The organism is Vibrio sp. 10N.261.54.E10, assembly GCF_002877735.2.
GTDB classification, from domain to species: domain Bacteria; phylum Pseudomonadota; class Gammaproteobacteria; order Enterobacterales; family Vibrionaceae; genus Vibrio; species Vibrio crassostreae_C.
In genome coordinates this window covers 1-16,757 of the sequence record NZ_MCXE02000005.1, presented here as the reverse complement: position 1 = coordinate 16,757, position 16,757 = coordinate 1, and the positions used below count along the sequence as shown (strand labels likewise).

At 52.4% G+C, this 16,757-nt stretch carries 18 protein-coding genes and 5 pseudogenes; 2 read left to right on the top strand and 21 right to left on the bottom strand.

Translation table 11 applies throughout. The annotated features are described in order from the left end of the window. Positions 1-314: 314 nt before the first annotated feature. The 14 genes and pseudogenes from BCU07_RS23265 to BCU07_RS23200 all read right to left on the bottom strand — a co-directional run bounded on the left by BCU07_RS23265 (position 315) and on the right by BCU07_RS23200 (position 8,670). The gene (locus BCU07_RS23265) at positions 315-542 is read right to left on the bottom strand and encodes a hypothetical protein (protein WP_413286201.1); all 228 of its coding nucleotides are present in this window, start codon (positions 540-542) and stop codon (positions 315-317) included. Positions 543-594: 52 nt separating this feature from the next. Next, positions 595-867 (bottom strand): hypothetical protein, encoded by a 273-nt coding sequence (locus BCU07_RS23260; protein ID WP_413286200.1) that lies wholly within the window; start codon positions 865-867, stop codon positions 595-597. 78 nt (positions 868-945) lie between these two features. Beyond that, complete coding sequence (locus BCU07_RS23255; RefSeq protein ID WP_413286199.1) at positions 946-1,245, bottom strand: hypothetical protein; 300 nt, start codon at positions 1,243-1,245, stop codon at positions 946-948. A gap of 44 nt (positions 1,246-1,289) precedes the next feature. Next, positions 1,290-1,517, bottom strand: coding sequence for a hypothetical protein (locus BCU07_RS23250; RefSeq protein WP_413286198.1), 228 nt, complete (start codon positions 1,515-1,517; stop codon positions 1,290-1,292). A 10-nt stretch (positions 1,518-1,527) separates the two neighbouring features. Next, positions 1,528-1,854: a hypothetical protein gene (locus tag BCU07_RS23245; protein WP_413286197.1), complete on the bottom strand. Its 327-nt coding sequence runs from the start codon at positions 1,852-1,854 to the stop codon at positions 1,528-1,530. A 50-nt stretch (positions 1,855-1,904) separates the two neighbouring features. Beyond that, entirely contained in the window at positions 1,905-3,740 is a 1,836-nt protein-coding gene (locus BCU07_RS23240; protein ID WP_413286196.1) for a conjugal transfer protein TraG N-terminal domain-containing protein, read from the bottom strand. A 1-nt stretch (position 3,741) separates the two neighbouring features. Then, positions 3,742-4,497, bottom strand: a complete 756-nt coding sequence (locus tag BCU07_RS23235) for a conjugal transfer protein TraH (RefSeq protein ID WP_413286195.1) — start codon at positions 4,495-4,497, stop codon at positions 3,742-3,744. Next, positions 4,430-5,149 (bottom strand): conjugal transfer protein TraH, encoded by a 720-nt coding sequence (locus tag BCU07_RS23230; protein WP_413286194.1) that lies wholly within the window; start codon positions 5,147-5,149, stop codon positions 4,430-4,432. The genes BCU07_RS23235 and BCU07_RS23230 overlap by 68 nt, the downstream gene beginning before the upstream one ends. Continuing rightward, positions 5,146-5,562, bottom strand: a complete 417-nt coding sequence (trbB, locus tag BCU07_RS23225) for a type-F conjugative transfer system pilin assembly thiol-disulfide isomerase TrbB (protein WP_016768055.1) — start codon at positions 5,560-5,562, stop codon at positions 5,146-5,148. The genes BCU07_RS23230 and trbB overlap by 4 nt, the downstream gene beginning before the upstream one ends. Positions 5,563-5,646: 84 nt before the next feature. After that, positions 5,647-6,427, bottom strand: a pseudogene (traF, locus tag BCU07_RS23220) (type-F conjugative transfer system pilin assembly protein TraF). A 4-nt stretch (positions 6,428-6,431) separates the two neighbouring features. Beyond that, positions 6,432-7,311: pseudogene (gene traN, locus BCU07_RS23215) on the bottom strand (type-F conjugative transfer system mating-pair stabilization protein TraN). Then, entirely contained in the window at positions 7,277-7,774 is a 498-nt protein-coding gene (locus tag BCU07_RS23210) for a hypothetical protein (RefSeq protein WP_413286193.1), read from the bottom strand. The pseudogene traN and the gene BCU07_RS23210 overlap by 35 nt, the downstream one beginning before the upstream one ends. A 110-nt stretch (positions 7,775-7,884) precedes the next feature. Beyond that, entirely contained in the window at positions 7,885-8,142 is a 258-nt protein-coding gene (locus tag BCU07_RS23205; protein ID WP_413286192.1) for a hypothetical protein, read from the bottom strand. A gap of 282 nt (positions 8,143-8,424) precedes the next feature. Then, positions 8,425-8,670 (bottom strand): TrbC family F-type conjugative pilus assembly protein, encoded by a 246-nt coding sequence (locus tag BCU07_RS23200; protein ID WP_413286191.1) that lies wholly within the window; start codon positions 8,668-8,670, stop codon positions 8,425-8,427. A gap of 1,020 nt (positions 8,671-9,690) precedes the next feature. On the opposite strand from BCU07_RS23200, the gene BCU07_RS23195 reads away from it, so the two are divergent. Then, positions 9,691-10,212, top strand: a complete 522-nt coding sequence (locus BCU07_RS23195) for a hypothetical protein (RefSeq protein WP_413286190.1) — start codon at positions 9,691-9,693, stop codon at positions 10,210-10,212. A 543-nt stretch (positions 10,213-10,755) separates the two neighbouring features. Here BCU07_RS23195 and traU read toward each other — a convergent pair. From traU to BCU07_RS23165, 6 genes and pseudogenes are all read right to left on the bottom strand, one after another. Next, positions 10,756-11,765, bottom strand: a pseudogene (gene traU / locus BCU07_RS23190) (conjugal transfer pilus assembly protein TraU). Beyond that, positions 11,762-12,428: pseudogene (gene traW, locus BCU07_RS23185) on the bottom strand (type-F conjugative transfer system protein TraW). The pseudogenes traU and traW overlap by 4 nt, the downstream one beginning before the upstream one ends. An 8-nt stretch (positions 12,429-12,436) precedes the next feature. Beyond that, complete coding sequence (locus tag BCU07_RS23180) at positions 12,437-13,165, bottom strand: TrbI F-type domain-containing protein (RefSeq protein WP_413286189.1); 729 nt, start codon at positions 13,163-13,165, stop codon at positions 12,437-12,439. After that, positions 13,162-13,716 carry a hypothetical protein gene (locus BCU07_RS23175; RefSeq protein ID WP_413286188.1) on the bottom strand — a complete coding sequence of 185 codons (555 nt, stop codon included), beginning with the start codon at positions 13,714-13,716 and terminating at the stop codon, positions 13,162-13,164. Before BCU07_RS23175 ends, BCU07_RS23180 begins: the two co-directional genes overlap by 4 nt. 337 nt (positions 13,717-14,053) lie before the next feature. After that, positions 14,054-14,422, bottom strand: a complete 369-nt coding sequence (locus BCU07_RS23170; RefSeq protein WP_413286187.1) for a hypothetical protein — start codon at positions 14,420-14,422, stop codon at positions 14,054-14,056. Between the two features lie 344 nt (positions 14,423-14,766). Continuing rightward, positions 14,767-14,922: a hypothetical protein gene (locus tag BCU07_RS23165; protein ID WP_413286186.1), complete on the bottom strand. Its 156-nt coding sequence runs from the start codon at positions 14,920-14,922 to the stop codon at positions 14,767-14,769. Positions 14,923-16,050: 1,128 nt separating this feature from the next. Between BCU07_RS23165 and BCU07_RS23160 the strand changes: the two genes are divergently transcribed. Then, positions 16,051-16,188, top strand: a complete 138-nt coding sequence (locus BCU07_RS23160) for a hypothetical protein (RefSeq protein ID WP_413286185.1) — start codon at positions 16,051-16,053, stop codon at positions 16,186-16,188. Positions 16,189-16,261: 73 nt separating this feature from the next. Here the strand turns inward: BCU07_RS23160 and BCU07_RS23155 are convergent. After that, positions 16,262-16,757: pseudogene (locus BCU07_RS23155) on the bottom strand (hypothetical protein); the annotation flags it as partial.

Genomic DNA, 16,757 nt, shown 5'->3' with positions numbered 1-16,757 from the left:
TTTTCAAACATAACGCCCGTTCCGTTTTTTTTCTGTTGGGTGTTTAACCCGACGGTTGGAATTCACCTCTTACAGTTTTCGCATTTATCGTGAAACGCTTTCGCGTTTTTCGTGCGCCGCTTCATTATTGGAATCGACAACGACGGTGTCTTGCATTGGTTTTCTCCAAGCGTAATCAAGCAAGCTTGGCGCCTCATCTGTCGCCTAACTTGAGTGCCAGTGGCGGAGGGGGGAGAATATCTTCGTTGTTATCACCCATGAAAAAGGCACGCCGTGTGGCGTGCCTTTTTAGAGTGTGGTTGGCGTTAAGGAGGCTAATAGTTAAAGCCCGCCAAACGGTGCGATTGCGGCACTTGGTCGTAACACGGGTATTTGGTTTGTAAACCGTACTCGATGAGTGCTGTCGAAGACATAAAAGAAGCCGCGCCATCATACGCATTAAATCGATTAGGCTTGAATTTCAAATCCTGCTCTAACCCATACCAGATAATGTTCTCAATGAACTCGGTCGGGTTTTTCGCGTTGTGACTGACCGTTTTCAAACTGCCGCCGGCTGGACAAAACCACGGCACCACATTGGTCTGGATTTGTTGGTTAATACTGCCGATGTGCGCGGCCCATTCCCCACAAAAACGCTTTGAGCTTAGCGTGCTGTTCGGTGCCAGGTTGGTCAAGGTAACGGATGAAGTAGGACAGGTTGTCGACCTGTTCCATCTTCTCTAGCGTATATTCTGATAAGTCATCCGATTGGTATTTGGTGTTCAGTTTCACGATAAGCTGCTCTAACGTGGGCTTTTTGTGCCACGGCTGCGCCATAGCTGGTAGGCTCACCAATACACTGAGTAAACCGCCTATTATCCATTTCATATGTCACTCCAACCCTCACCAATATAGGCACCATATTAACACAATTTACTATGTGTTTAAATATACAGCGCTGTGTTTTTAACCATTATCTTTAGGCGGCATGAGGGGATAGCCCGCAGAGGGATAACTCGCCACTTCAGTCGATTTAATGGGGGTGGTATCGACTTCCGCCTCGACTTTCTTTTTCACCTCATGATCGCCTTCGACGGTCGGTGTTGGGGCCCTCTGCACCTCATTTTGCAAATGTCCCGCGTAGAGTAAAGCATTCCCTTTCACGTTATGGTAGGTGCTGTCGACAAACAACTCGCCACTCTCATTGACCTTAAACATATCGGCGGCCACCTCCTGTGTTTTGGCTAACGATTGTTCAGCGCCCATGTTTATTAAGGTGGCTTGCTCTGGTTGGAGCGTTGGCGTTTGCCCTAAGTCCTTGGTTGATACAAAGATTTGAGCTCATTGAGTGACGCTTTTGAGGTGTTGACGCCGTATTGTTCCTGAAAGCCATCGGTACGGGTGTAATCCTCAAAAGCGCGCCCAACGTCTTGCATGTCTTCCAGCTGACTGGCGTTCATCAAGCGGGCCACTTCTTTTAGACTGTTTTCTTCTAAATACTGCTGGAAACCGGTGATGGCACTGGCACTGAAATTCACCGTGTCGTTTTCAATCTCGATTGCATGTGCTGAGGCTGTCGACCTGTGCGTTCGATTCATTGACCGCGGCCGCGGTTTGTTGAGTGCGCTGCGCATTGATCGCAAAGTCGTGCGCGTATTGCTCAGCTTCACTGCGATTTTCTTTTTCGCATCGAGTGTGCGACCTGCGCTGCATCTCCGTCGCCCCTTCACTGTATTGCGAAGTCGCTTGGGCTAGGGCTTGTTTCTGCTCTGCGTTCATGTGACTGAATGACTCTCTATCCTCCTCACTCCAACTGGCACCGGCTTTGGCGCTCGTCCCAAAGAATTTCGGAGGTGCCCACTTCAACGCCGGCATTTTTCGCCGCCACATACGCCTGCGCTTGATCATGCGTCCAGCCCATGGTCTCAGACACACTCTGAATCGCCGAGTCCATTTTCGAGTGCGGACTGACTGATTTGCCCTTCGGTCGACATCGTTTGACCGTCGCCATAAGAGCGGTTTTTGCTCCAGTTGTCGTTCCAGCGGTCACTTTGCTGGAAGCCTTTCGAGAAGCTGTCGTTGAAACTGTTCATATTCTGCGTCTGCGCGGTTTTTGCGTCCGAATATTGGTCGTTGACGCTGTTTTGCAGCATGTTCGAGGCTTGCGCTTGCCATAAGGGTTTGGATTCCGCTTCCTGCGCGTTATACAGCCTGCGGCCATCTTCATTTTGTAAGCTCGTGATGCTTGACCCATCCCGTTGCTGAGCGGTGTTCATCCCGGTTCTTAGCAGCATGTTGTCATCAAACTTGTTGGCTGAGGTGTTATTGAGGCTGTGGTTTTGCATTTGCAGATTACCAAAGTCCATGTTACCGGTGGAAGACGCCGCAGAGACGCGGGCGTTGGTGCTGTTGATCATCCCCGCCAGTTGGTAGTTCATGGCTTGCGCCGCGACTACGCCCCCTTGCAATATTTTCCCCGCAAGCACTGGAATGGTCATCATCAAAAATCCGGCCATGTAGCCGTAGCGCATGTGCAGCTCATCAATCGCATTGCTGTTCGATAATGAGAGTCCTCGCATTGGATTCGCGGTCGCGCTTGAGTGCGACTCAAGTGTCCACGTCATGATCGCATTGAGTATCGCAAACAGGGCCGGCCAAGTGGCGAGGTAGGCGAACGTCTTGATGTAGTTGGTCAGAACCATCTTGGTGAGCGCCGGAATGAGTGCCGCCGCCGCGACCATGAACCCTAGACAGCTAAACAGGGTAAAGAGCATCGTGTGCAACATCGGGATAAACTCTCTGGCCTGCATGCCAAGGGTCGCCCACATTGAGGTTTGCTGCATCTTGTTCGAGGTGTACGCGTAATTCATCGCACTGGCGGACGGGTCGAGGGTGTTGATGCTGTAACGCATCGCGTTCATCGCCATGTTGTGCTTGAGGACATCGACCGCGTTGTTGCTGATACCAATGAATTTCTGATAACTGTTCGACATCGCATTTTTTACGTGCGCCTTATAGGTCGACGCTTTGTCGCCGTGCAGGTAGGTCACAATCAAATCGAGCTCAATCGCCGCGGAGGTGGTGAATTGGGCCTTGATGTCAGGGTACACCTCTTCGCAGGTTTTAAAGGTTTGGTTGAGGTCGTTGAGTATCACACCGCGCAGTGGGCTCATGTTTTTGGTATCTAAGAAAGCAAACGTGTCCGGCGCGTTCATGAGTGCGTTCCAGGTGTACTTTTTATTGATTTGGATGTCGCCAATAATGCAGTTTTGGAAAAAGTCATTCCATAAACGGCGCAGCGCCACGTCTTTTAAATCACTTTGACGCGACAGCTGATACAACTCGGACCCAAACATCATGCCGGTGCGACCGTAACGCTCATCGTCGGTGGTGGTAAAAATGGACTCGATGGCGTCGGCTGTACCGACCATCATGGTCGAAAAGAACCACGTCGGCAGGGCAATGAGATAGGGCACGTTGGCCACCGAATACCCCGCCGTTGGCTCGGTCTTATCGATGACTTGCATGGTGACGGTTTGTTTTATCAACATCGAAGGCACCAGGGCGAACACAATGGCCCAAATGTAGATGTGTTTGGGGTTACGTGTCGCCACAAAGTACGCGTAGGTCATCGCGGCGCCTATCATCAAAGAGATGGACATCATTGAGGCGAACGATTGGCTGACAAAAAAAGTGGCGATGGCATTGAGCGCCTTTTGTATCGCCGCGCCTTGGGTGTAAGTGTAATATTCGAGTGTCACATTAGCCTCCAAAGGACAGGTTCTGCAGCAGTTGTTTGTTGATTTTGCTCATCGCTTGCGAGTCGCTCTCTTTATACGCCTGCGTCAATTGCTCTTGGGTCAATATCACACGTTTCGCTTTGTCTGAGAGTCCATTGGTGAAGTCGCGAGCGCGGTCGATGTCTGACATGATTAAAGCGATGTCCTTGCTGTCCACTTGCGTGTGGTTCAGTGACGTGGTCACCACCGTCAGCATGTTTCTGAGGTAGCGGGTCAGCAACTCAACCGAGATGACGCGCGCGTACGCCGAAAAGTTCGGGTAACGGTTGCTTCTGACTGAGCCGATGAACACCGCCAGCACCGGCGTATCGGTGTACTCCAAAAAGCTTTTTTGATTGTCGGTGAGCCCCGTATCATTGGCGACACTGATGTATAAGGCTTCTAACGTTTGACGAATACGCACTTCGAGCCCTTTGTCTTGCGCTAAAGTCAGCTCTTTTTTCTGCGGAGACAAACAGGCTTTCTCATCGGTGTTATCACACTTGTAATACTCAATCTTCCCCCCTTTGAGCATCGCGTCCACCAAGTTATTGTTGTCCGCTAACAAGGAGGCGTAGTATTTGGGGCGACCGTTCGCGTCATAAATATACGTCCCTGACAGACTCATCAAAAATTCAGCCAGCGCTTTATCTCCGGCTAACCAGCCATTTTTAAGCGCCGCTGACCAAACGATGTTGTGGCTGGTCTTGGCGATGTCTTCCAACCCCAGCGCTGCCATCCGCGCGAGCGCGTGCGACCTGTGCGTTCGACTGACCGCCCACACCACACTCCACTTGCGCGCCGACCCAATCATCAAACACGTTGCCTTTGGTGCCGATGGTGGCGCAGACGTGCTTTTTCGCCGCCGGACCGCCAAAGGTAGCGGCCAGTCCACTGACCCCCGCCTGCGCCGCTTCACAAGAGTTGATCGACTGATTGAGAAACTTATCGGCAATGTTTTGCAGATTGTCACGAATTTGTTTGATTTGTGGCGCCCAGACTTGAAGCGCCAGGTCGACCGCAAACGGCGCCGCGTTTTGCACCACCGCTTTGCCAAATTGCACGAGACCGTCGGCGTTGATATGAGAAAATCCCCCCATGAAGGCGTCAATCCCGCCACAACCCATTGAGACCTCGGGCAAGTGCACGCTCATGAGCTGCGCACTTTTTATGGGGGTGCGAGCATACAAAGAGCCGCCATTGTAATAATTCGCGGCTTGGCCTTTGAAAGCATTGGGGTGGGTGACATTGGCGTTGTAACCGAGACCATTAAAAAAACCGTCTAACGACGAATTGACGCCGCCGGCGTAGGAAGCGCCAGTGAGTAACCCGCTGAGCATCAAGGCGATAAGACGGGCTCGCCCTGGTGGGGTGTGGTGAGGTCGGATCATCGTATGGCCTCTAAGGTGTCGGCATCGCTTAAAATGTGGCGAATGCTGGTTTCTAACTGCACCTCCGACACATCGCCAATAGACACGCGCACAAATTTCTGAGAATTGACGTTTATCAAAAACGTCGCGGGCACCGTGATGTTGCGGGGATTGTCAAAAAACATCTGACTCACCGCGGGCGTCGCCGGAATAGGGACGGGGTAATGAGGAACGGCTTGGCCATCCAGCGAAAAGGCGTACGTCTGCAGTTGTTGCCGATGGGTCACTCGTTTGAGTTTCGGTGCAAAACGGTGGCAATAAGGGCAATCACTGCGAAAGAAGAACACCATCGCGTAATCGTCATTGGGCGCAGCCTGCACCGTAGCGAAAGGCGAAAGCAGCAAAAAGAGTAAAGTAAGGGTGCGTATCAACATGATGATGTTCTCTTGGTTTACCGTCATTTAAGGACGTGAAGGCGCAAAGCAGGGGAGAGATTTGAAGCGGCAAGACTCTGCGCGCTAAAAATCGGGCGTTTGATAGTCATTGGCGACGTTGTAGAAACGGCCCAACAACGCGGTTTGTGAAATAAACCCGTAAGCAAGCGGCTTCATCTCACCCGTATTGGGGTTGACTAAAATCAGGGCAGGCGCATAAGGCACCTCGACTTTGTTGTCGTTATTGCGGTTATCTCGAATGCCGGTGACAAAGGTCTTATCACGCGATAATCCTAAAATCTCAATCCCATGCGTATCGGAAAAGGCTTGCAGCGACGGGGCCAATTGCTGACTGAGACTGTCTTGGCCGTCATACACAAAGAAAAACCCCCCAACCTTCGTCGCGCATGTGCGCCACGGCGTCGATTTTCTTCTCCCGTTCGAGCTTGTGATAGGTGCCGCGCGCCGCAAATTCAGCCGGGCGATCTTTGAGGTAAGAGAGCTCAGGGTGTTGGAGTAATACCTTTTTGAACGTCATGCCCGTTTCACTGGTGCGCTCACCAATGTATTGGTGAAGTTGCATGACCGTCTTGAGCTTGTCCTCGTCTTTCGAATGGATGGTGGCGTCGTTGAGCGCTTCCTTGTACGTCTCATGAAACCAGTCCATCTGTTCGGTAGCGCTCATGATCCTCGTGGTGGTATTGGGCTCAAGGGGTTTTGGGGGCGGCGGGGTTAAGGTTGGGGCCGCATGGGGCTCGTTATACCACTTCCAACCTTGCGGGTTAGACGAGGCTTGGGCGCTGAACGCGCCCATCACTCCCAACATCAGGGCGACCCTCACCAAAGGGGTCGAAAAAGAGGGCATCACGTTATGGATCTCCTAAAGCACTGGATAACCGATGTTGAATTTCTTGGCTAGACGGCAAGTGGGTGTTGCTGTTCATCTCACCAAAGAAATCCGAGAAATCGATATCTTCAAAGTTAATTTGCTGCATCTGCTCTGGGGTGATCGCCCCGCAGATGGGCACCTTAGCGGTGCCCAAGCTCAATCCCAGTTGGTCGCGCGTTCCTTGCTCTTGAATAATGCGCGCCAATAAGCTGTCGAACACGCAATAGGTTCTCTTCTTGCGTAAGCATTGCCCGAGCACTTTTTCTGCGCAGTAACTGCCGAGATAAATGGTCAACTTGTCATCTTTCGCTTTACCCAGGGCTTTTTCTTCTTCGCTGCACTGAGCGAGCCCCACATCGGTGCCCCAACCGCCATCTTTACAGCAGTCCGAAATGCCGAGCATTTTTTAGTGCACTTCTGACCTTGCCCAGTAAAGATGAGAGGCGGATCACCGAGCCCTTCTGCCGCTTTGGCCAGCACCGCTAAAGCCGCCGCCGATTCATTAAAATCACTGGAGGGCTTAGGCGTGCCCGCATAGCAATCACCGTCGAGACAAAAACTTTCTTCGCCACAGGTTAAGTTGGTGGCGCTGCAGCGCTTCTGTGGGCAGGATTTTTTGAGCTCTTCCTCGATGCACACGCCTTTTTGTTTGGCACTACAATGCGTCGCGGTGGTGGTGCAATCCCGGTCGGCAGCGCATTACACGTATTGTCCCGCGTGCATTGGTGGTTAACTCGGTACTTCCAGCAATCGAGCGTGGTGGGCACGCCGTTAATACGGCGTGTGCCTCGCCCCTCTACACAGGTTTGGGACACGACTTTACACTCACTTAATAGATTGCAATGAGTGGTCCAACGCATCGGTGTTTTTTGATGCAGTTACCGCCTGAAAGCGTATAACCACCACGACAAGATAGGGTTGCAAGGACTTGTTGTTCAATGTTGCCGCATATTTCATATTTCTCGCGGTAATCAGTACCGTTCTCTCTTCCACACTTCCTGCTCTGGAGCGGTATCGAGAGTGACACACGTTTCCAAAACTGAAACCCAGCCCCTTGCCAGTGAAAAGAGAAATCACCACAAGAGCGTTCAACATAATTTCTAGAATCATAGCGACACTCTTGTCGGGTGTTTTTACAAATCGCCCATGACGAGACCACCCTGATGGGCAACTGTAAATCACAGGAGACGTGACCGCGGTGAACGTCGGCATTTTAGTGCAAGGCACGGTGTTATTGGTCGGTTGACGACACACTTTGGGAATGTCATCGATGACACATTGCGTCGCATTGTCACAATCCACGTATTGGATTGGATAAGCCATGAGATATCTCATAAGCATTATCCTGGACCATGAGAGCAAATTCATACGCGGGGTCGCTTTTCACATCCGGTCGGCCTTTATCAAAACGGGTTTGCACGGCTTGCGCCTTATCATTGGACTGATAATGAGTGCGCGCCGTTCGCGTCCATATTGCCGTCGTTCAGCTGAGCCTGCTCAGGGTTACGCAGATCATTGTCACACCCTTGCCCCGCGCAGTAATCCCCCACATCGAGCTTCCCCTTCGCCGTTGAAGGGATATTTTTCTGTGCGCTTTTCACCCAATCCACATTGTCGTAATAATGGTCGCCTTGGCTTGCGAATGCGCCGCTAACGATGGCCAGGCTCGCGATCAATAGAACCTGTTTCACGGCTGCCTCCTTAAGACGGCATTCACCACCTCGGGATTGTCACCACGAGCCAATTGATTCAGCGCATCGGGGATCGATAGGTTACCTTTAATAAGGTCATAGTCCGTTTCATTGCACGGCTGCTTGGGTAAGCACTTGCCAGGTTTGACTGCCACAAACGTTGGCACTCTCTCTCCCCTCCCCCCCCCCCCCCCCCCCCCCCCTCAGTCACCGAAAAGGTTCGAAACCACTCAGGGTTAATGGCAAAACCACTTTGAATGGGTTGGTCTGGTTGATGGGTTTTCAGTAGCGATTGATGCGCCTTGCGGTCGCCGGAAAACCGCCTGGCAACACACCGCGTATCACCAAAGGCACTTGCCATTGCTCACTTTGTTTTAAAAGCGCGCGCAAGGACGCCTCTGGCATGGTCAAAGACACAAACACCATGACCCCCGTTGGGGCAGCTTTGGGGTTTTGCGTGGGTTCAGGAATATCAATGACGCGCTTAAGGTGTTGCGGCTTGAGCTTATCTTGCCAAAAACGTGCCATGGCTTTTCGCATCAGATGCTATCTCATCGCCGGCGCGTTGCTGGGATTGAAAATGACGTTCGAGCTCGGACGGCATGGCTGTTTGCACCATTGTTTTTTTCAAGCTCGGTGAACGCTTGAAGCTCTTCTTGAGTGTACGCGTGACACAGCGTCGCCGCGCACAAGGCAGCCGTGGCGACTAGGGATTTCAAGGGGGACATAAAGACCTCAAATAAATAAAAGCTCCACGTGAAAGGTACTCCCTTTTGACAGGGCAGGCAAGCCTACCCAGCCAAAAGCGAGCTCCAGGGTGAACAGCGCCAAAATGCCCACTTTAGGATGAGGGTGATAAGTAATGACATTAAATGCTCGCTGACTGAAAGACATGTTGGTACTGCTTTTTAATCTCTCCCAATGATTGATAGGCATAGGGGTGCCCCCCGTCTAGAAGTTCCATCGCTTTCGAGGTAAATGATCATTTATCGTCTCATCATCAATACCGCATTAAGCCGGTAATACTCAATCAACGCGACATCCAAACACTCGCCTCGGCCATGGCACTGACTGCACCACCCTTGATCGGCCACCAGGTAGCCATAATGCTGAAACACGCCAGGCGCACAGGCATCACACACCTGACTAGGCAATGGAGGCTGCGTCTCATTTTCGATGGCCTGATGCACGTCTCGGGCTCAAGGTATAGGTAAACAAGAGGCATGAGCGCCTCATTAATGAGGCGCTTTTTCTCATGCCTTCTCAGCTTGAGCGGCGCGATCAGGGCGGATAATTCACTCTGTCGATAACGGTGATTCTCCGCACAGTGAGAGAAAAGCAGTCGAACACCGCTTTTCTGACCCTGTGCCAAAAAAGCCGCAAGCGACGCTATGTTAGGGGGCCAATTAGTTGATAATAATGACAAGTTATACTCCTAGATGAGCGAAATCATGGCGATTGAACGTGATTGCTCTGCTGGTTTGCCTTGCCCATCACATTGGACTAGGCTGTCTTAAAAGTCAGGATGGCGTATTACCGGGGGGATGATTGAAAACAGAATTTACGCAACAAGACGTGGCTAAACTGCATTTTTCACACCGAGTGCTCTACCAAGGGGTTTCAAACGTCAAAGAAGAAGTTGATTCACTCCAACGGCCCTCATTGGCATGTGACGACGGTTCGATTATCCGATGTCGTGGGAGCTTAGACCCTCGATACGCAGGAAAATCGTGGCTGGCACTCTTCCCTTGTATCGATGCCCTTGGTGGATTGAAGCGTGGTCATCAATACGCTCGAAAGCTTCAACAATCCCCCCTGTATTACCTTCCTGAGCATGAGAAGCGAAATGTCTCTTTTCGTAATATTGATGGCGGACTTTATATTAATGATGGCCACCACAGAACCATCATTGGCCGCGTGTTCTTAGAGGCTAATGGTTTCGAGCCCGTCTTTCACAATGTGGTGGTGGGGCATTACACTGGCGGATTAAAAAGCATCGATTTACAGATCTTACCGCGGCGTCTGAAACGCCAAGGGATAGGCGTTTCAATCGCGGTTATCGATTGGTAAGACGGCGCCTCACCTCTTAACCCCCATCGCGCTTTGGGGAGCTGGCGCTCTATGGTGTCCTCCTCAATGCCGCATTGTCGATAATGCTCAATTAACGCGGCATCAATGCACGGCCCATTTTGATGACACTGACTGCACCAACTGCGTTGTGACAAAGGCTCACCATAGTGAACAAACAACCCGCGCGCAGTCTGGCACAATTGGCAAGGAAAGGCGGGGGGCTCAGCGCTGTGGATGGCCGTGAAACAGGCGCTGGGGCCGACATCAAAAACCGACAAGGGTCGAAGAGAGTGGTTCGAGAAGGCGGTGCCTTTCCTCATCCGATAGCGTCAATGGTTGGAGTAATCGCGCAAGGGCGTTTTTTCGCGCGCCTGTCGCGACGCGAGGTGGGGAGGAAATTGAAGCCGAACCCCTCCTCTGCCTGCGCGAGCGATAAAAACGCCGTCAAAGCATCATCAGGCAGGCGACGCCTCAATAGGAATGTGTCCAGGGCGCGACGCCCTTTGAGTACAAGAGACATTCATTTCTTCCTCTACGTTCAGGTTAAAGAAACACGCAATTGCGCTTACGCCACTGAACGTAACCGAAGTTATCGCCCGTAGTGGGGTTATCGTGGCCCATTTCCCAAATGGTGGTCGTCGTGGTGTAAGGGTGACACCATGCGGCGTCCGTGATCGGCGCGCTCATTTGATAACGGTATCGAGACTTGGGTAAGATTGGCGTCGGGTATTGATAACAGACCGCCCCATCTTCGCCGCGCGTCTCCCACACCATCCCTTGCCGGTGCAACTTGTAATTGAGCCGCTCCATAATGAGGGTGCCCGCTTGTATCGGGTGTCTCGATAGTTGGTGTTGCCCGTTAACGGGTAAGCGCTGCCTTGAGAGCCCAAACACCAAAACAAAAAATCAAACGGGAGCACCACATTGGTCGTGGTGGCAATGGACTCCGGTACGCACGCTAACTGCGCAATGGGGTTACCAAACAAAATCGCTTCGGGGTTTAAGATAAACGCCAGCTCGTCGTCATCCCACAGAGGGTCGACCTCGGTCAGGTAGGCCACATCAAAGTTATCGGTGGCCATGCACGCCGCCGATTGCATCAATTGCAGCCAGTAGATGAGGGGGTATTTGTACCAGTGCGCGTGATAAAACCCGCCATCACTCGAACCGGAATCGCGCGCGGTGGTTCGACCGCCGAGTTTTTGCTGATTGGCGCCGGCCAGTTGCATCCCCATATTGACCATGCAATAAGGCACCCGCGTCACATCGGTCAGCGCGTACGGCTCCCAATAACCAATGTTTAAACCAATTTGCATGAAAATCGGCGGCGGTTTTGGGCAAAAAGAGATCGGCATTGTGGGGTTGTTGGTGTCAGGGTAAATGGATGGAATGAGGGTAGAGCCCAGCGTCATCGGAAATAGGCAGCTCCAACACACGTCGGTGATGGGGTTGATAAATCGGCTGACGCACGCGGGCCCTCCGGCCTTCGCGGTCGAACTGACCAACAAGGCGCCGCACAGGGTCAGTAATCCGAGGAAAGACGATATTTTCATGGTTGCGCTCCCACCACAATGTGTTGCACATCAAACTCTTGAACGCGCCATGCGTGCCCTGACTGCTCGACAAGACTGGGCACCGCTTGGATGTGAAGCCGGTCGCTGAGCGTCCCTTGTTGGTCGAAGTACATGCGGGTATTGAATCGTTTGGCCGCCTGATTGGGGCTGCCACCGGTTAAAATGTAGCGAAGGGGCTTGGCATGCTCTAGGTTGGCCACGAACTCGACTTGCTTGGCATCACGCGCATCAAAAAAACCAGCACGTTTGAATACTCAAACTGCGGTAATTTTGCGCCCGTTGGCCAAGTGCGGGTATCAAAGGGATTCACTCGCGTCCCCGCTTTGGCAAAGACTCGCCCCTGGGCATCGGTTAAATCCTTGGGCACCGTGATGCTGGGATCCACCAAAAACGTTTTGGGGGTGTAGTCGTGGTCGATAAGGAAAGCGGCGGCGGTGTTTCCACGCTTTGTTTCACTTGCTCAGCAAACTCGGTTTGCATTTGCTCAAGTTTGCCCGTTGCCTCGAAGTGTTTAAGCCGCGCCTCTATCCACGTCAGCATGTCGATTTCGCCAATCGGGAACGTCGGTCCCATTCGACCTAAGTCCTTCGCCACCGCCCCTAACGAAAGCAGCAGGGCGAAGACCATCATCAGGTGTCGCATACTGACTCCTACGGCTCATAGCGCTCAACAATGGCACGTTGGATGTGCGCGGTGATGTCCGGTGTGCCGCCGACGACCGCGGCGCTGACCAACACCACTTGCCCTTGCTCAGTGGCGTAACGCGCCACTTCTTCGTTCATGACGCGGGCAAAGTGCGCCAATTTATCCGTTTGCTCCGGCAGAGAAAGGGGGGATTTCAGCAATTCTTTATGGTATTGGTCGAGGGTGCTTTTTACGTCCATGCTGACTAAGGGAGGCGGCGACTCCAACGCTAAGGTGGTCACCACCGAGGAGGCAATACTCACGCACGCCACTATAAATAGGCCATGTAAATCAAACGTCATGGGAAACCCCTTGTGCTTTTTGTTGAAGCGCTTGCTGATAGTCGGCGATTTCTGACCGTAGAAATGTTGCGCGGTCGCTTCTATCGCTTCGATACTCGGCATGCCTTGTTTCACTAAGTTTTCGCAGTATTCAAATTCGGTCGCTTCGGTGCTGTAGCACGCTCGCGTAAACGGATCGGAAAACACGCGGTGATAGGTGGTGTGGCCACCGGCTTTGATGCGCACGCAGCTGTACCCAGCGTCCCCAGCCCGTGGGAAACTTTTGATGATCCCTTGCTCCATTTCGTTGAACGCCTTGAGGTTGTCTTGCAAAAACTTTTCAAAGCCTTCGCCTTGGCGCAGCGTAATGTGAATGTCGGAATTATCGTAAGAGGCGCGCGCTTCTTCGTTCACAAAAAAGTCCCCAATACCTTGGTCACCGTACAAAATGATCCCCCAAATTTACGCGCGGTTCGATAACCGGTGTTAATGAAACTGCGCGTCTGGGCGTTGGTGCCTGACATCAAGCTCCACGCCTCTTCGATGATGCACATTTTGGGGGTTGAGCGAGAGCCTGAGAGGTACATCTGCTGGTTGATGGACACAATCAGCGTAAACACCACCGGACGCAGCACATCTTCAGGGAACCCTTCAAGCTCTAGGGTGGTGATATCCACCGTGGGGTCGAGCATTGAAGGTTTATTGAACGTGTCGCCATAAATGCCCTTTGCGCAATATTTATTCAGTTGTACGGCGATGTCTCGAATACGGCGATCGTGGCCATGCTCATCGGCCAACGTAAACAACTGCGCTTGGACGTCATCCACAATCGTTATGGTGCCATTGTCCTCCCACGCCCGTAAAATGGCGTCACCCAACACCGCCATCTGATAGCCTTCCAATTCAGCATGAGGCGACGCGATGGTCGCGAACAAGGCGGTGATGTTGCTGAGCGCTTCTTTCATCGGATCGACGTTCTCTCCGTCGACCGGCTCGTGATGCGCGCTGTTTTTGACTTGTTCTAGATGGGTAAACAGATTTGGAAAAATATTGGTGTGATTGAGTAGGTGCCCCCTCTGAGCATCAGGGTGAGCTTTTTGTAACTGTCCCCTTTATCGAGGATCCAACACTTCCCCCCTTTGGCGTAGATCGCTGCAGCACCAAGCCTCGGGTAAAAAAGCTTTCTCTGCCCCCGAGCCGCCGGTTAAGGCGATGTTTTTGTTGTCACTGCCACAATGAAAGGGATCAAAAAACGAGATTTGCCCACGCATCGTCGGCAGCAACATGCCACTGACCAGGCGTTTAAAATCGAGCACCATCGGAAAGAAATTGACCACGTTGGCACTTTTTAACGTGCGAACGCGACCCGCTCGGCCACAATCCTCCCACACGCCTTCGCTCATTAAAAACGGCAAGCGCACTGAGCACGCTTTGACTTTGCATCATGATTTGCTCTTTGATGTCGAGTCCCGTGGCCGAAAACGCTTCTTTGGCCGATTGCACATCGTGGCGCTGCTGCGCTTTATGGGTAAACAAGGTCAAGTTCAACACCATCGAGCACACCGAGGTCGCTTTGTCGGCCAACCCCTTTTGCAAGGCCGTGCGCTCTTCCAACTCTTCACCCGCGGTGGGTGAAAACATGGCCATCGGGGATTTCAGTGTTTTGGTCAAATCATTAATTTTCTTGTTGTTCTCGTGCTCAAAATTCCCGTGACGTTGTGACGAAAACTCAACGACAACACATGTGGGCACGTCAACATGCGCGAGACATTACGAATCGACGCAAACGCTGCGCATCGCGTACAACCGAAAAGTCGGTGGGGGCTCGAGAGAGTCCTAGGCACACGGTGCGCCCGCGCGTCTCTTGACCGAAAGGATTGGTGTGACGCGTTGCAATGTGATCCCGCTTGATGATCATTTCGGTATCCGGCGACAGCACTTGGCGGTTGATCGGGTCGAACGGGTTGTAGTCACGCTCAATCGGGCGGTCTTCGCCTGGCATCAAAGTTCAAAGATCACCCGTAAGGTATGAGCCCTTTTTTGGGGTCGACCCGCGCGGTCTCAACACCGAGTTGCAACAGCGCCGTTTCCATCGCCGCGCGCACATCATCCAACTTGTCGGTCTTTTTCTTTTCGTCGACATCGAAGAAATACGCGTCGTAATCGCGCAAATCAAACTTATGTCGCTGACGATGGAAAAAACCCTTTCGCCGCAGAAAACCCGCGTAGCCTCCTTCTTCTTCCGGCTAAACGCTGGCAAATACCGCCTCGGCTTTGGCCATGATGTCCCCATTGGCTTCTAAGTAATGCGCGACTCGATTGTGACCAAACATCGACAGTTGATAATCCCACTTATCACCTTGAGGAAATCCATCACCATCTTGTTGAGCGACATCACCACTTCGTCATTCTGGCCCCGCCAAGCACCGTCAGTTTAAGCGCAAGTTTGCATACGATTTTCGGTTATGAAAAGAGTTGAGGTCTGCGCATCAAAGTCGCGGTACGGCAATTCGTGATGGAAGTGGTTTTGATGCTGATTGGCGTCGGCGATTAAACCGCCAAGCCCCAACGAAGGTTTACGTTTCAACAGTTGGGACTGAGCATGCTTAATCCTTCCAGATGGCTATTAGCGGGACGCCCAGACCAACGACTTTCATCGAGTATCACGTAAATATCCGTGGTGTCGACGTAATGCCCGAGCGTGTCTGTGAATGGGAAAAATGGGTGATCTTTCTCACCGTATCTTGAGTGCGCTTAGGCACCCCTTGACGATCGCGCCGTGGTGCAACGTTAAGAACACATTGTCAGGGGCCGCCTGCGCTGCAGACACCGGCGAGGTCCCCATCGGTTGGCGCTGTATCTCATCCATGGTGGTGCAACCGGATGTGCCGCCCACCTGCGTACAACTGAAATCTTCGCCCAGGCCTGCCGCGAGCCACCGAGCAACAAGGGTAAAAACACAATGAGTTTGTGCATGACGTTTCCTTATTTTTGACCAAACGGCGACGACGGCACTTGGAATGCCTTGCGCTGATTTGGTTCGCCATCGGGTTCTGAGTCACGTTGCTGATCACTTCCATGAGTTGATTCGATTGAGAGGACTGCTCTTGGGCTTGGGCCTGTTCAAACTCGGCCGCTTCCATCGGATCGGGACGGAACCCCCTCCAGAAAGACGATGTTGACCACCGAGCCTGGATTGATTTCAACAATGGGGTGATACATCTCTGCCAGTCCGATGTAGTAATCGGCCAACTTCGCGCCCACCGACGCGGTGGCATTCCGGTAACAAGTTGAGGCCAATGTCTTGGCCAGAGACGCTGCTCGTTGAGCCAAGCGCCGAGGTAGAAGTGGTTTCCGACAAACCTTTACTCGGCTTCCCTGAGCCCGTCAAAATGCCAGAGATACCGGCCATCACGTACCACTTTGCCATTTTTTAAATGGTGGGTACGCGAATGCCGTTACGACCGTACTGGAACACCGTGGCGCCTGACCGCCACGTCCAAAATGTCTTTATTGTCGAAGATGCGAGCCCAGCGTGCGGTGAGTCCGAACAATGCCCCCGTGACGACGAGATTTCCCCGTAGGTCGCCCCTGTGATGGTGCAATCTTTGAGTTTGGAGGCTTACCATTGGGTAAGATGCCGTTGTTCAAGGTCTGAAAGACCATGGGGGTGGTATCGCCCGGTTCAACGCCCTGGCACTCGCGTTCGTCCACGCCGCCCGTCACGACCGCCGTGACAAACGTGCCCTGCCGGGACATAATTGTCCGTGGTTCGGCGGGGCGCTTCAGCCTCTTCCTGCCACGAAAAATCGGTGCTATCAACGTGGTGCTGAGCAAAGGAGCGCTGCTGGCGGGGGGGGTAAGCCAGCGTGTCGAGGTTGGGGGTTGATTTGTCTGAGTGAAGCGGCGCACGAAAACGCGAAAGCGTTTCACGATAAATGCGAAAACAGTCACGAACAGTGTTGTCTTCACTCGGTTAAACACCCAAATTTGTAACTGAACGAAG